Source organism: Streptomyces sp. NPDC001070 (assembly GCF_053598835.1).
Genome location: NZ_JBSFLB010000011.1, coordinates 1 through 13750, shown reverse-complemented (window position 1 = coordinate 13750; position 13750 = coordinate 1). Strand labels below are relative to the sequence as shown.

Sequence of the window (13750 nt, the reverse complement as noted above, 5' to 3'; positions counted from 1 at the left end):
ATGGCCCCCGGCAGCGGGCGGCTGAGCCCCGCCGCAACCGCGATCACTTCCTCAGCGGTCACGGCGTCGCCCACCTGCCCCGCCCGGCCCACTCCCCGCCTCCCCCACGAGCTCCCGGAACGGTGTCACAACGACGGCACCGGCGCGGTCACAGGTGGTGGACCGGCCGGATCGGCCGTCACGAGGACACCAGTGGGGTCGCCGACCCCGGGAGAAGGGGGAGCCGGATGAGAGTCGTTGTCGCGGGGGCCACCGGCCTGATCGGCTCCAGGACGGTCGCCAGGCTGCGGGACCACGGTGTCGAGGTCGTCCCCGTGCCACGCCGCGACGGCCCTGACTCCACCACGGGAGATGAGCTCGACGACGCACTGCGTGGCGCGGACGTCGTCGTGGACGTCACCGACGCGCCCTCGCCGGCCGAACGGGTCAGCCTCCAGTTCTTCCGCACGGCCACCACCGGCCTTCTGGCCGCCTCGGAGGCGGCGCGGGTCGAACAGCACGTGGTCCTCTCCGTGGTGGGGGCCGAGCGGCTGCGGTCCGGCTACTTCCGCGCGAAGCTGCTGCTGGAGGACCAGGTACGGAACTCTCCGATCCCCCATTCGATCGTCCGTGCCACGCCGTCGTTCGAATGCGTCGAGGCCATGGCCCTCGCGGAGGAGCACAGGGACGGCGGCGTGCGCGTCGCGCCCGCCCTGGTGCGGTCCGTGTCGGCCGACGACGTCGCCACCACGGTCGCCCACGTCGCCGTCGGAGTGCCGCTGTTCGACACCCTCGAGATCGCGGGCCCGGACGAGCACCGCCTCGACGAACTCACCGCGAGGCTGCTGGCTGCCAGGGGCGACACCCGGGACGTCATCACCGACCCGCACGCCTGGTTCTTCGGCGCCGAGCTGCAGCAACGGACGCTGCTCCCCGGGGCGCACGCGCGCGTGGGCTCCACGACATTCGGTGAGTGGCTCACGCAGCGGTGACACCCGCGGTGCCGACCGCGCGTCCGTCGCACATGCCCCTACCCGACTCCCCGACTCTCCGACTCTTCGACTCTTTGACGGCCGCCGTCGGCGGGTTCCTCCCCGCGGTCGCCGTCATCCCCTCTCAACCCCCGGCAGGAAGGCCGTCATGAGTGATCCGGCACAGTCCGCACACGTCTCCCCGACAAGCGAGCTCGACCAGCTGCCCGACCGCGACACCGAGGAGACCGCGGAATGGCGGGCCTCACTCGACGCCGTCATCAGGCACGCCGGACCCGAGCGCGCGGTGTACCTGCTGCGGCGTGTGCACGAGTACGCGGCCGCCTCCGGGGTCACCCTGCCCGGGCTCCTCTCCTCCGACTACATCAACACGATCCCCGCGTCGTCCCAGCCGGCCTTCCCCGGCGACATCGCCATGGAGTCCCGGATCACCGCACTGAACAGGTGGAACGCGGCGGCGATGGTGAGCCGTGCTTCACGTCTGGGCCTCGGCGGCCACATCGCGACCTACGCGTCGGCGGCATGGCTGTACGAGGTCGGGTTCAACCACTTCTTCCGGGGAAAGGGCGAGGGAGGCTCCGGGGATCAGCTGTACGTGCAGGGACACGCGTCGCCCGGCATCTACGCGCGCGTGTTCCTGGAGGGACGGTTGCGCGAGGAACAGCTGGACGGTTACCGGCGGGAGGCCGACGGCCACGGTCTGCCGTCCTACCCGCACCCCAGGCGGCTGCCGTGGCTGTGGGAGTTCCCGACGGTCTCCATGGGCCTCGGCCCTCTCGCCGCCGTCTACCAGGCCAGGTTCAACCGCTACCTCCACGCCCGGGGCATCAAGGACACGTCGGGTTCGCGTGTGTGGGCCTTCCTCGGGGACGGAGAGGTGGACGAGCCCGAGTCGCTGGCCGCGCTGGGGCTCGCCGCGCGTGAGGGTCTCGACAACCTCACCTTCGTGATCAACTGCAACCTCCAGCGCCTGGACGGGCCGGTGCGGTCGAATTCCAGGATCGTGCAGGAACTCGAGAGCCGGTTCCGCGGTGCCGGCTGGCACGTGGTGAAGTCCCTGTGGGGCGAGGCCTGGGACCCCGTGCTGGGGCAGGACGCCGACGGGGCCCTGGTGCGCCGTCTCGGCGAGGTGCCCGACGCCCAGATGCAGACGTACGCCGCGCGCGACGCCGCCTACATACGCGAGCACTTCTTCACCGGCGAGGCGCTGTCCCGCATCGCCGCCGGCCTGAGCGACAGCCTGCTCACGGAGCTGTTCGCCGAATCCCGTGGCGGGCACGAGCCCCGCAAGGTGTACGCCGCCTACCGGGCCGCCGTCGAGCACCGGGGGCAGCCGACCGTCGTCCTCGCCCAGACGGTCAAGGGACACACGCTGGGCTCGGACTTCGAGTCGCGCAACGCCAACCACCAGATGAAGAAGCTGACCACGGCCCAGTTCCGCCGGATGCGCGACGCACTGGAACTGCCCATCCCGGACAGCGCGCTGAGCGGGGACCTGGTGCCGTACTGGCACCCCGGCGAGGACTCGGAGGAGGTGCGGTACCTGCGTGACCGGCGCGCCGCCCTGGGCGGCCCCGCCCCGGTGCGCACGGTGGTGGCCAAGCCGTTGAAGCAGCCGCCGACCGGCCCCTTCGAGGCCCTGCAGAAGGGCTTCGGCAAGCAGGAGGTGGCCACCACCATGGCGCTCGTCCGGCTGGTCAAGGACCTGATGCGCGACGAGGAGACGGGGCGGCGCTGGGTGCCGATCGTCCCCGACGAGGCGCGTACGTTCGGAATGGAGTCCCTGTTCCCGACGGCCGGGATCTACTCGCCGGCGGGCCAGAACTACGACCCGGTCGACGCCGGCCAGCTGCTGCACTACCGGGAGGCCGAGAACGGCCAGCTCATCGACGAGGGCATCACCGAAGCCGGGTCACTGGCCGAGTTCACGGCCGCCGCGACGTCTTACGCCACGCACGGCGAACCCATGATCCCCTTCTACATCTTCTACGCCATGTTCGGGTTCCAGCGGACGGGCGACCAGTTCTGGGCCCTGGCCGATCAGCTGGGACGCGGATTCGCGATCGGCGCGACGGCCGGTCGCACGACGATGACCGGCGAGGGCCTGCAGCACGCCGACGGGCACTCCCACCTGCTGGCCTCCACCAATCCGGCCGCAGTGAGCTACGACCCCGCCTTCGCGTTCGAGATCGCGGTGATCGTCAGGGAGGGGCTGAGGCGGATGTACGGCGACCGGCCCGAGGACGTCTTCTACTACCTGACGGTCTACAACGAGCCCAAGCGGCAGCCGGCCATGCCCCCCGGGCCGTCGGTCGAGGAGGGCATCCTCCGCGGCATGTACCGCTTCCGGCCGTCGGCGTCCCCCGGCGCCGGGCCGCGGATCCAGCTGCTGGCCTCGGGCACGGCGATCCACTGGGCGCTGGAGGCCCAGGAACTCCTCGCCTCCCAGTGGGAGGTGCACGCCGACGTCTGGTCGGTGACCTCCTGGACGGAACTGCGGCGCGACGCGCTGAGCGCCGACAGGGCGCGGCTGCGCGGCGAGGAGCGCGTCCCGTACGTGACCGCGGCGCTGTCGGGCACGGACGGGCCCGTGCTGGCGGTCAGCGACTGGATGCGGCAGGTGCCCGATCAGATCAGCCAGTGGATCGAGCAGGACTACTCGTCCCTCGGCACGGACGGCTTCGGCCTGTCGGACACACGAGAAGCGGTGCGCCGCTACTTCCGGGTGGACGCCGAGTCGATCGTGGTGGCCGCCCTGGACCGGCTGGCGCGGGCCGGCGCGGTCGCCCCGGAGACGGTCGCGAAGGCCCGCGATCGCTACGACTGGCAGGCGTGACGCCCCGTGGCACACGCGGCGCGCCGGAGGTGAACCCGCGGACCGCGGGCCCGGAGAGAACGAGGGTGCCGCGGCGCCCTGCCGATGCAAGAGGAGCAACCGAAGACATGACCGTTTCCGTAACCCTGCCGGCCCTCGGCGAGAGCGTCACCGAGGGCACGGTCACCCGATGGCTGAAACAGGTCGGCGACACGATCGAGGCCGACGAGCCCCTGCTGGAGGTCTCCACCGACAAGGTGGACACCGAGATCCCCTCCCCCGCCTCGGGCGTGGTCCTGCAGATCATCGTCAAGGAGGACGACACCGCCGAAGTCGGCGCCGAACTCGCCGTAATCGGCGAGCCGGATGCCGCCGCGCCGGCCCCGGCACCCGTCCCGCCGTCCCCCGCGCGGGAGGCTCCCGTGCAGGAGGCCCCGGCGCCCACGCCGCCGGCACCCGCCGATCCGGTCCCGGCGCACGCGGCCCGGCCCTCGCAGCCGTCGGCCCCGGCGGCAGTGCCCGCCGCGCCGGCTCACGCCGCCGGCTCCGTCGACGCCGTGGCGGATGTCCGGACGACGGCGGACGCGGTCGCGGTCGCGGTCGCGGCGACGCAGCCCGGTCGGCAGGCTGCGGTGCCGGAGGCGTCGCCGCTGCGGGGCCGGACGGTCGCGATGAGCCGTGTTCGCAAGGTGATCGGCGAGAACCTCAAGAAGGCCCTCCAGGAGCAGGCCCAGCTGACCACGGTCGTCGAGGCCGATGTCACCGAGGTGATGCGGCTGCGCGCCCGGGCGAAGGACGCTTTCGCCGCCCGCGAGGGTGTGAAGCTCTCCCCGATGCCGTTCTTCGTCAAGGCGGCGGCCCAGGCGCTGAAGGCGCACCCCGTCGTCAATGCCCGGATCAACGAGCACGACGGCACCGTCACGTACTTCGACACCGAGAACGTCGGCATCGCGGTGGACACGGAGCGCGGGCTGATGACCCCGGTCATCAAGGGGGCGGGCGACCTGAGTATCGCCGGCATCGCGAGGGCGACGGCCGAGCTGGCCGGCAAGGCGCGCGACGGCGGCCTCGCCCCGGACGACGTGTCGGGCGCCACCTTCACCGTCTCCAACACCGGCTCCCGCGGCGCCCTGTTCGACACGGTCATCGTGCCGCCGTCCCAGGTCGCCATCCTGGGCATCGGCGCCACGGTCAGGCGCCCCGCGGTCGTCGACACCCCCGAGGGTCCCGCCATCGGCGTCCGCGACCTGGTGCACCTGTCCCTGTCGTACGACCACCGCCTCGTCGACGGCGCCGACGCCGCCCGCTACCTGACCGCGGTCAAGGCGATCCTGGAGGCCGCGGTGTTCGCCGGCGATCTGCCCGCCGAGAGCCTCTCGGAGTCCTGATGCCGCCGGTGCGGTCCCGGGGGCGCGGCGGCGTTCCCGGAACCGCACCGGTCTCCTCCCCGCGGTCCGCTGCCAGGGGCCGGGCCGAGGGTGCGTGGGGTGAGTGACCACTACGACCTGCTCCTGGCCGTGGACCGCCAGGCGGAGATGCCGCCGGCGCCGGTGTCGGCCGGCTGGGAGTCATGGGGCTGTCCGTGGGCCGTCCTCGCCGGCGGTGGGGCGAGCCACGCGTTCGCCGGGGCCGAGGTCAGCCTGCCGGTGCCCGCCGTGGACCGGCCGCAACTCGACGGCGGCGTGCCGTGGTCCCCGACCGTCAGGGCCTGTGTCCACGAGGACGTGTACGGGGTGAAGCCGGAGGCCGTCGAGTGGGTGCTCCGGCAGGCGACCACGCAGGGGTGGGCCGGGTTCGTCCGCGGCCCTGCGCCGGACGACGTCCGGCATGTCGTGCGCCGTCAGGACGGGTTCGGCCTCGTCGACGGCCGTACGGCCCGGAAGCAGATCCGGGCCGCCCGGTCCTGACGGCGGCCCGCCGCCGGGCGAGGTCATCGCAACGCGTTCCAGCCCAGGTGGAGGACGGTCACGTCGTCCGCCGGTCCTCCGAAGGGCGCGGCCTTGGACGCGGCGCCCTCGACCAGGGCGTCGATGAACTCCTGGGCCGGCAGGTGCGCGTTCTGGGCGGCCAGCCGCAGGAGACCTTCCTCACCGAGCCGCGTGGAGGAGTCGGTCCTTCCCTCGAACAGTCCGTCGGTGAGGAGGACCAGGCCGTCACCGGGCCAGAGCTGCATGTCCGCCTCCACCCAGTCCTCGTGGCCGGGGAACAAGCCCAGCGCGATGCCGGTCGGCGGCTCGATCCACCGGATTCCCCCGGATCTCCGCAGGAGGAATCCCGGGTGGCCCGCGTTCACCGCTCTCACGTAGAGGCCCCCCGGTGGGAACACCAGCGAGACCGCGGTGGCGTATATGTCGTCGTCCGGTCGCTCGTCGACCAGGATCCGTTCGAGAAGGCGTAGTTGCTGGAACGAGGTCATGCCGCACAGCACGGCTGTCCGCCAGGCGACACGCAGGCACACGGCGAGAGCGGCCTCCGCCGCCCCATGTCCGGAGACGTCCCCCATGATGACGTGGACGGTGGAGTCCTCGGTCTGCACGACGTCGTAGAAGTCACCGCTCAAGATCGCGTGGGACCGCCCCGGTTCGTAGCGTACGGCCACGAGGAAGTCGTCCCCGCGCAGTGCCGGCGTCGGGAGGAGCCCGCGTTCCAGGCCTGCGTTCCCCTGGGGCATCAGCGTGTCGGGCCCCATGGCCGCCGTGGCCGGCGCCGGGTGCCTGCGCAGCAGGTCGTCACGCGTCCGATCGCCCCGTGCCCCCGAACCGATCAGCTTCCCGTCCATGTAGCCCTGCACTCCGCACTCAAGAAGTAACTCCCCACTCGTCGGGGGCCGGTGGGACCCCCGCGGCCGCGATGTCACCGGTCTCGGCCCAGACGGTCGTCATGCCCTCCTCGTACAGGGAGTGGATCGGTACGGAGGCGTGCGACAGGATGGCGGGAATCCTCTCGTCACCGGGCAGTACGAGCCCGTAGACCTCCTTCCACCCGCCGCTGACGGCGCGGTGCCCGAGGTGGCGCAGGAGGAGAGAGCCGAGACCGTTGTTCTGCCACGCGTCCTCGACGAGGAGCGCCGCCTCCGCGTTCCCCTTGTCCTTCCGGTCCGGCATCAGGTGCCCCACGGCGACGATGTCACCGGCCGTGTGCTGCACGGCGAGGTGCACGGCCCCTGGTCGGACCAGCAAAGTGCGCAGGTACGTCCGGGGGTCGCCCATCGCCCTGTGGTACCGCCGCCACAGAGTGTGGGTCGAGCATCTGCGGTGCATCGCCACGGCACGTTCGATGTCCCGGGGGCCCATTTCGACGACCCGGGATCCGTACCGCGCGGGCCCGCTGTTCCACCGCAGTGCCCGTTCGGGGGACATCACCGGGCCTCGTCTCCCCGGAACGCCGTGCGGCGGCACCGTCCGGTGCCGGTCACGACGGGAACCAGAGGTCGGCTTCGGCAGCCTCTTCCTTGCCTATGGCGAAGACGGCCATGTCCTTCTTCCGCGAGCGCTGCGGGGGCAGTTGGGCGACCAGGGGGTGGTCACCGTCGCCGGCGGACGGCCGGCCCCGTTCACCGCGGGACGGCACGAAGTACTCGGCGTTGACGGATGTGTACCGGGCCCACCGCTCGGGGAGGTCGTCCTCGTGGAAGATGGCCTCGACGGGGCAGACCGGCTCGCACGCGCGGCAGTCCACACACTCCTCCGGGTTGATGTAGAGCGTCCGGTTGCCTTCGTAGATGCAGTCCACCGGGCATTCGGTGACACACGCTCTGTCCTTGACGTCGACGCAAGGCTGCGCAATGACGTAGGTCATCTTGTCCTCCTTCGTCGCAGCGGAGTCGATCACCGGTGCGCCGGCTGCCGCGGTCGTACTTCGACCAGGGGTATGACCGGGAAGCCCGGGACGTTGTGACAGTGGGGCGTATTCCACGGGCCGACGGCGGGACGCGCGGTGTCACAGAACGGGGTCGCGAGCGGTCTGGTGGTTGACTCTCCGTACATGGCTCGCAGCATGCGACACCCGAATTGAGGCGCATTGTGTCCCCTGTGAACACTTTCATGATCGTCGGAGCCGGTCTGGCCGCGGGCAAGGCGGCGGAGGCGCTCCGGGAGCACGGCTACGACGGCCGGATCGTCATCGTCGGCGACGAACGGGAGAAGCCCTACCTCCGCCCGCCGCTCTCCAAGGGCTACCTGCTCGGCAAGGAGGCGCGCGACTCGATCTACGTACATCCCGACGACTGGTACGACAAGCACGACGTCGACCTGCTCCTGGGCACGGCGGTGACCACTCTCGACCCGGGAGCCCGGGAGGCGGAACTCGACGGCGGGCGCCGCATGCCCTACACGAAGCTGCTCCTGGCCACCGGTTCGTCCCCGCGTCGTCTGCCCGTGCCCGGAGCGGATCTGGACGGTGTGCTCTACCTGCGCCGTGTGGGCGACAGTGAACGGCTCAAGGCGGCGTTCACCCCGGGCGCCAGGATCGTCGTCATCGGCGCCGGATGGATCGGCCTGGAGACCGCTGCGGCCGCCCGGCTGGCCGGGGCGGAGGTGACGGTGCTGGAGCACGCGGAGCTGCCGCTGCTGAACGTCCTGGGGCGTGAGGCAGCCGAGGTCTTCGCCGCCCTTCACGCCGATCACGGCGTCGACCTGCGTCCCCATGTGCAGGTCGAGCGCATCACCGGTGCGGACGGCCGCGCGGACGGGGTCCGGCTCGCCGACGGCACCCGGCTCGCCGCGGACGCCGTGGTCGTCGGTGTCGGCATCACGCCCAACGTCCAACTCGCCGAGGCGGCCGGGCTGGACGTGCGCAACGGCATCGTCACCGACGCGCACCTGCGGACCTCGGTGCCCGACGTCTACGCCGCGGGGGACGTCGCCAACGCCTACCACCCGTTCCTCGACCGCCACATCCGCGTCGAGCACTGGGCCAACGCGCTGAACCAGCCGGGCACGGCCGCGCTGAGCATGCTCGGCGCCGACGCCGTCTACGACCGGCTGCCGTACTTCTACACGGACCAGTACGACCTCGGCATGGAGTACACGGGTTACGCCGAACCCGGGGGCTACGACCGCGTGGTCTTCCGGGGGGACCGGGCCGCACGGGAGTTCGTCGCCTTCTGGATGGCGGGGAACCGCGTGCTGGCGGGCATGAACGTCAACGTGTGGGACGTGGTCGAGCCGATCAGGACTCTGATCACCTCCCGCTCCGAGGTCGACGACGCGCTCCTCGCCGACCCCGACGTCCCCCTGGACCACGTCCTGGCCTGACGTTCCGGCCACGTGGGCGAGGGACGACCGCATCGCGGCGCGTCCCTCGCCCACGGCGCTTTCCGCGCCCGCGCGCGAGGCCCCTGAGCTGCGGCGGAACGCTGTCACAAATGCCCGGATCGCTCGGTCTTAGTCAATGACCACCAAGAGGATCGGAGCAGAGCGTGGCTATCACCGAACGACGTCTGTCCACCATGGTGCTGGTGATCGGCACCGGCGGAGCCGGACTGCGGGCGGCAATCGAACTGGCCGAGGCCGGTGTCGACGTCCTCGCCGTCGGCAAACGGCCGAAGGACGATGCCCACACGGCACTCGCCGCCGGAGGAATCAACGCGGCGCTGGCCACGATGGACCCCGAGGACAGCTGGCAGCAGCATGCCGCCGACACCCTCAAGGAGAGCTACCTGCTCGCCGATCCCCGCACCGTGGAGATCGTCACCCGGGGCGCCGCCCTCGGCATCGACGACCTGGAGCGGTACGGCATGACCTTCGCCAGGGAGGAGGACGGCCGGATATCGCAGCGCTTCTTCGGCGCGCACAAGTTCCGGCGCACCGCCTTCGCCGGCGACTACACCGGCCTGGAGATCCAGCGCACCCTCATCCGGCGCGCCGAGCAGCTCGACATCCCGGTGCTCGACGGCGTCTACATCACCCGGCTCCTGGTGCACGACGGCGCCGTTTTCGGCGCCTACGGCTTCGACCTCACCGACGGCACGCGCTACCTCATCCATGCCGATGCGGTCATCCTCGCGGCGGGCGGCCACACGCGCATCTGGCGGCGCACGTCCTCACGACGCGACGAGAACACCGGCGACTCGTTCCGCCTGGCCGTGGACGCCGGGGCCCGTCTGCGCGACGCCGAGCTGGTGCAGTTCCATCCCTCCGGGATCATCGAGCCGGAGAACGCGGCCGGCACCCTCGTCAGCGAGGCCGCGCGCGGTGAGGGCGGAATCCTGCGCAACGCGCTCGGAGAGCGGTTCATGACCCGCTACGACCCCGAGCGCATGGAGCTCTCCACCCGCGACCGCGTGGCCCTCGCCTCCTACACGGAGATCAAGGAGGGCCGCGGAACCCCCAAGGGGGCCGTGTGGCTCGACGTCTCCCACCTGCCCCGACAGACGATCATGACGCGGCTCCCCCGGGTCTACCAGACCCTGCTGGACCTGCAGATGCTGGACATCACCCGCGACCCGATCGAGATCGCGCCCACCGCGCACTACTCGATGGGCGGGGTCTGGGTACGGCCCGAGGACCACAGCACCGATGTCCGCGGCCTGTACGCCATCGGTGAGGCGTCCAGCGGGCTGCACGGCGCGAACCGGCTGGGCGGCAACAGCCTCATCGAGCTGCTGGTCTTCGGCCGGATCACGGGGCAGGCGGCCGCCGCCTACTCGCAGGCACTGACCTCGCAGCCGCGGTCGGCGTCGGCCGTGGCACAGGCCCGGGCCGAGGTCGAGGACCTCCTCGCGGCGGACGGGCCGGAGAACGTCCGCGCCCTGCAGCGCGCCATCCGCAACACCATGACCGAGCACGCGGGGGTCGTGCGCGACGACGAGGGGCTGCGGGCCGGGCTGGCGGAGCTCGACGTGATCGAGAAGCGGATGGAGTCCGTCGGCGTCCACCCCGACATCGCCGGCTACCAGGACCTCGCACACGCCTTCGATCTCAAGTCCGCCGCCCTGGCCGCACGGGCCACGCTCGAATCGGCGCTGGAGCGGCGTGAGACCCGCGGCTGCCACAACCGCAGCGACTTCCCGGACATGGATCCCGCCCTGCAGGTCAACCTCGTGTGGTCCCCGGCCACCGGTGTCACCCGCGAGAGCATCCCGGCCGTCCCGGACGAGATCTCCTCCCTGATGGAGGAAGTGTCGACCGAGGGAAAGCTCGCCGAGTGACGCCCGGGCTCGCGCACCCGGCGCGAGCCCGCGCATCCGGGAATCCGCCCGCGTCCATGTGGGGGAATTCCCCGTGCGCCCGCGGGCCCCTGTCACAAACAGTGCCACTGCCCGGTCTGTGCAGGGAACCCATTCGACCGGTGACGGTGGGCGACCGGAAATGCCCGCCGCACAAGAACTTCCGAGAGGACTCCATCATGAAGGTCGTAGTGATCGGCGGAACCGGGCTCATCGGCTCGAAGCTGGTCGGCAAGCTCAACGAGCACGGGCACGAGGCGGTCCCGGCCTCGCCCAACACCGGCGTCAACACGCTGACGGGCGAGGGACTCGCCGAGGTCCTGCAGGGTGCGCAGGTCGTGGTCGACGTGTCCAACTCGCCCTCGTACGAGGACGAGGCCGTGATGAACTTCTTCCACACCTGCACCTCCAACCTCCTGGGGGCGGCGGCGAAGGCCGGGGTCCAGCACTACGTGGCCCTGTCCATCGTCGGCACCGACAGGCTCCCCGACAACGGTTACTTCCGTGCCAAGCAGGCCCAGGAGGACCTGATCAAGGCGTCCGGCCTCCCGTACTCCATCGTCCACGCCACGCAGTTCTTCGAGTTCGTGCAGGGGATCGCGGACTCGGCGACCGAGGGCGACACGGTGCGCATCGCTCCCGTCAAGTTCCAGCCCATGTACTCCGACGACGTGGCCGCCGCCGTCGGCCGCGCCGCGGTCGGGGCACCCGTCAACGGTGTGGTGGAGGTCGCCGGCCCCGAGGTGTTCCGGTTCGACGAGCTCGTCCGCAAGGTGCTGGCGGCCGGCAACGACCCCCGCACGGTCGTGGCGGACCCGCACGCCCGGTACTTCGGTTCCGAACTGCAGGAGGACTCGCTTGTGCCGGGTCCCGGCGCGCACCTCGCCGAGACCCGGTTCGACGACTGGTTCGCACGGCAGCGGTGACGCCCGCGGGTGGCCCCTGCCCCTCCGCAGGGGCCACCGCCGCATCGTCCACCAAGGCCGTCCCCTCGGCCGAACAGCACGAAGAAAATCGACTCGCCATGTTCAGGAATCCCGCGGAAACCACCGTCCCGGGCACCGGCCCGCACGAAGCACTGACCGGCGCGTACATCATCGACCCGGTCCACAGCGCGCTCGGCTTCTCCGTCCGGCACGCCATGATCACGAACGTGCGCGGGAGATTCGCCGCGTTCGAGGGGCTCCTCAAGCTCGACGGGCGCCGGCCGGCCCGCTCCGAGGCCCACATGAGTGTGCAGACCGGAAGTCTGAACACGGGTGTGCGGGAGCGGGACACGCACCTCACCGGCCCGGACTTCTTCGACTCGGTGACGTTCCCCCTCATGGTTTTCCGCTCCACCGCGGTCGTCCCCGACGGGGAGGGCAGGTTCCGCATGTCCGGGAACCTGAGGATCAAGGACATCGAGCTGCCTCTCCGCATCGACCTCGTGTCCGGAGGGTCCAGCCGGGACGTCCACGGTCAAAGGCGCGTCGGCTTCGAGGGCACGGCCACCTTGCACCGTTCCGATTGGGGCCTCGACTGGAACGCGCCCCTGGCGTCGGGCGGCCTTCTGATCAGCGACAAGGTCAAGCTGACGCTCGACATCTCCGCGGTGCGGCTCGGCCCGGAAGCCGCCGCCTGACGATCGCACGGCCCGCTACGGCTCCGTCGAGGAAGGGCACATGATGACCCCAGCCGCAGAGAACCAGCCCGATGTCACGGCCATCGCCATGGCGCTGGCCGCTCAAGCCGTCCAGCTGGAGACGCGTGTCAGAGAGCTCCGCCAGGAACTCGCGGACCTCGGCGCGCGGATGACCGCCGTCGCCGACGCGCTGCACCGGCTTCCCCGTTCGGAGGTCCTCCCGGAAACCGCCACGGGCGAAGAAGCCTGAGCGGGCATCCGCGATCCGCCTGGCGTACGCGAGACCCCGCGGGCAGGCGCCGCGACGTTCAGCGGCCGCTCGTACTCCCGGTCGATCCGCTCAGGGGCGCGGCGCCGGCGTTCGCCCGCCACTGGTCCGCGGTCATCCGCCAGACCACCTCGATCCCCACTTCGCCGGGGGCGGACGGCCCCTCCGGCCTCGGTACGCGTTCGATCTCGGTGAACCCCAGGCGACGGGCGACGGCGCCACTGGCCGGGTTGGCGGCGTCGTGATGGATCTCCAGACGGCCGATGCCCGGCAGCGCGAAACCCTGGCCGGCGAGGGCCGCCACGGCCATGGTGACCAGACCCCGTCCGGTCCGACGAACGTGCAGCCAGTAGCCGATCTCGAGGCCGCCCTCGCCGATGCGGCGCATGAGGCCGCAGCCGCCGATCACCGCGCCGTCCGACGTGATGGCATAGCCGAAGGCCTGCCCGGTCTCCCACTCCTCCACGCTCCGGGCCAGGAATTCGGCGGTCCCCTGTCTGTCGTGGTCGGCCGCCCAGGGCATCCACGGCACCAGATGGTCCAGGGATTCGCGGATCGCCCGTTCCAGGGCATCGAGATCGCTCAGGCGCCATCGGCGCAGTTCAACCCGGTCGGAGCGGAGAATTTCGGCAGGCTCTTCCATGCCCGCGATGCTCTCTCGGCGCGGCCCGGGCCGACAACAGATTATCTCCGGGCCACCGCAGCAGCCCCGCGGCGCCTCCTCCTGCCGGCGCAGGTCCGTCCCCGCGGGACGACGGCCCCGCGTGCGAACGGGCTCGCTCACGACGACGAGCGGGCGGGGCGGCGCAGATGCGCCGAAGCTGGTGAGCAGTCGTCCGTCGGCACGCCACAGGGAGGCATTCCGTGACATCCATGAGCGAGGACGTCACCGCTCACGACTCCG

General features: G+C 71.3%; 12 protein-coding genes and 1 pseudogene. 9 read left to right on the top strand and 4 right to left on the bottom strand.

The features are described 5' to 3' along the window. Window positions 1–227: 227 nt before the first annotated feature. The 4 genes and pseudogenes from ACWDAS_RS15255 to ACWDAS_RS15240 all read left to right on the top strand — a co-directional run bounded on the left by ACWDAS_RS15255 (window position 228) and on the right by ACWDAS_RS15240 (window position 5693). Window positions 228–971, top strand: a complete 744-nt coding sequence (locus ACWDAS_RS15255; RefSeq protein WP_450390117.1) for an SDR family oxidoreductase — start codon at window positions 228–230, stop codon at window positions 969–971. Between the two features lie 148 nt (window positions 972–1119). Beyond that, window positions 1120–3807 carry a pyruvate dehydrogenase (acetyl-transferring), homodimeric type gene (gene aceE / locus ACWDAS_RS15250; protein ID WP_450390114.1) on the top strand — a complete coding sequence of 896 codons (2688 nt, stop codon included), beginning with the start codon at window positions 1120–1122 and terminating at the stop codon, window positions 3805–3807. After that, window positions 3765–5174, top strand: a pseudogene (locus tag ACWDAS_RS15245) (2-oxo acid dehydrogenase subunit E2); the annotation flags it as partial. The gene aceE and the pseudogene ACWDAS_RS15245, both read left to right, overlap by 43 nt. A gap of 99 nt (window positions 5175–5273) precedes the next feature. After that, window positions 5274–5693 (top strand): hypothetical protein, encoded by a 420-nt coding sequence (locus tag ACWDAS_RS15240; protein ID WP_450390112.1) that lies wholly within the window; start codon window positions 5274–5276, stop codon window positions 5691–5693. Between the two features lie 23 nt (window positions 5694–5716). On the opposite strand, the gene ACWDAS_RS15235 is transcribed toward ACWDAS_RS15240, so the two are convergent. From ACWDAS_RS15235 to fdxA, 3 genes are all read right to left on the bottom strand, one after another. Continuing rightward, window positions 5717–6565, bottom strand: a complete 849-nt coding sequence (locus tag ACWDAS_RS15235; RefSeq protein ID WP_450390109.1) for a PP2C family protein-serine/threonine phosphatase — start codon at window positions 6563–6565, stop codon at window positions 5717–5719. A 19-nt stretch (window positions 6566–6584) separates the two neighbouring features. After that, entirely contained in the window at window positions 6585–6995 is a 411-nt protein-coding gene (locus ACWDAS_RS15230; protein ID WP_450390107.1) for an N-acetyltransferase family protein, read from the bottom strand. 202 nt (window positions 6996–7197) lie between these two features. Continuing rightward, the gene (gene fdxA / locus ACWDAS_RS15225; protein WP_450390104.1) at window positions 7198–7584 is read right to left on the bottom strand and encodes a ferredoxin; all 387 of its coding nucleotides are present in this window, start codon (window positions 7582–7584) and stop codon (window positions 7198–7200) included. 245 nt (window positions 7585–7829) lie between these two features. Between fdxA and ACWDAS_RS15220 the strand changes: the two genes are divergently transcribed. From ACWDAS_RS15220 to ACWDAS_RS15200, 5 genes are all read left to right on the top strand, one after another. Further along, entirely contained in the window at window positions 7830–9041 is a 1212-nt protein-coding gene (locus ACWDAS_RS15220; protein WP_450390639.1) for an NAD(P)/FAD-dependent oxidoreductase, read from the top strand. Window positions 9042–9235: 194 nt separating this feature from the next. Next, complete coding sequence (locus tag ACWDAS_RS15215) at window positions 9236–10936, top strand: L-aspartate oxidase (RefSeq protein WP_450390637.1); 1701 nt, start codon at window positions 9236–9238, stop codon at window positions 10934–10936. Window positions 10937–11133: 197 nt separating this feature from the next. Further along, the gene (locus ACWDAS_RS15210) at window positions 11134–11880 is read left to right on the top strand and encodes an SDR family oxidoreductase (RefSeq protein ID WP_450390101.1); all 747 of its coding nucleotides are present in this window, start codon (window positions 11134–11136) and stop codon (window positions 11878–11880) included. A gap of 98 nt (window positions 11881–11978) precedes the next feature. Next, window positions 11979–12578, top strand: a complete 600-nt coding sequence (locus ACWDAS_RS15205) for a YceI family protein (RefSeq protein WP_450390098.1) — start codon at window positions 11979–11981, stop codon at window positions 12576–12578. A gap of 40 nt (window positions 12579–12618) precedes the next feature. After that, window positions 12619–12828 (top strand): hypothetical protein, encoded by a 210-nt coding sequence (locus ACWDAS_RS15200; RefSeq protein WP_450390095.1) that lies wholly within the window; start codon window positions 12619–12621, stop codon window positions 12826–12828. Between the two features lie 58 nt (window positions 12829–12886). On the opposite strand, the gene ACWDAS_RS15195 is transcribed toward ACWDAS_RS15200, so the two are convergent. Next, on the bottom strand, window positions 12887–13489 hold the full coding sequence (locus tag ACWDAS_RS15195) for a GNAT family N-acetyltransferase (protein ID WP_450390093.1): 603 nt from the start codon (window positions 13487–13489) through the stop codon (window positions 12887–12889). Window positions 13490–13750 lie beyond the last annotated feature (261 nt).

Excerpts from the sequence above, each read along its gene's own strand:
- ACWDAS_RS15255 (WP_450390117.1), top strand. The coding sequence starts at position 228 with ATGAGAGTCGTTGTCGCGGGGGCCACCGGCCTGATCGGCTCCAGGACG.
- aceE (WP_450390114.1), top strand. The coding sequence starts at position 1,120 with ATGAGTGATCCGGCACAGTCCGCACACGTCTCCCCGACAAGCGAGCTC.
- ACWDAS_RS15235 (WP_450390109.1), bottom strand. The coding sequence starts at position 6,565 with ATGGACGGGAAGCTGATCGGTTCGGGGGCACGGGGCGATCGGACGCGT.
- ACWDAS_RS15230 (WP_450390107.1), bottom strand. The coding sequence starts at position 6,995 with ATGGGCGACCCCCGGACGTACCTGCGCACTTTGCTGGTCCGACCAGGG.
- fdxA (WP_450390104.1), bottom strand. The coding sequence starts at position 7,584 with ATGACCTACGTCATTGCGCAGCCTTGCGTCGACGTCAAGGACAGAGCG.
- ACWDAS_RS15220 (WP_450390639.1), top strand. The coding sequence starts at position 7,830 with ATGATCGTCGGAGCCGGTCTGGCCGCGGGCAAGGCGGCGGAGGCGCTC.
- ACWDAS_RS15215 (WP_450390637.1), top strand. The coding sequence starts at position 9,236 with ATGGTGCTGGTGATCGGCACCGGCGGAGCCGGACTGCGGGCGGCAATC.
- ACWDAS_RS15210 (WP_450390101.1), top strand. The coding sequence starts at position 11,134 with ATGAAGGTCGTAGTGATCGGCGGAACCGGGCTCATCGGCTCGAAGCTG.
- ACWDAS_RS15205 (WP_450390098.1), top strand. The coding sequence starts at position 11,979 with ATGTTCAGGAATCCCGCGGAAACCACCGTCCCGGGCACCGGCCCGCAC.
- ACWDAS_RS15200 (WP_450390095.1), top strand. The coding sequence starts at position 12,619 with ATGATGACCCCAGCCGCAGAGAACCAGCCCGATGTCACGGCCATCGCC.
- ACWDAS_RS15195 (WP_450390093.1), bottom strand. The coding sequence starts at position 13,489 with ATGGAAGAGCCTGCCGAAATTCTCCGCTCCGACCGGGTTGAACTGCGC.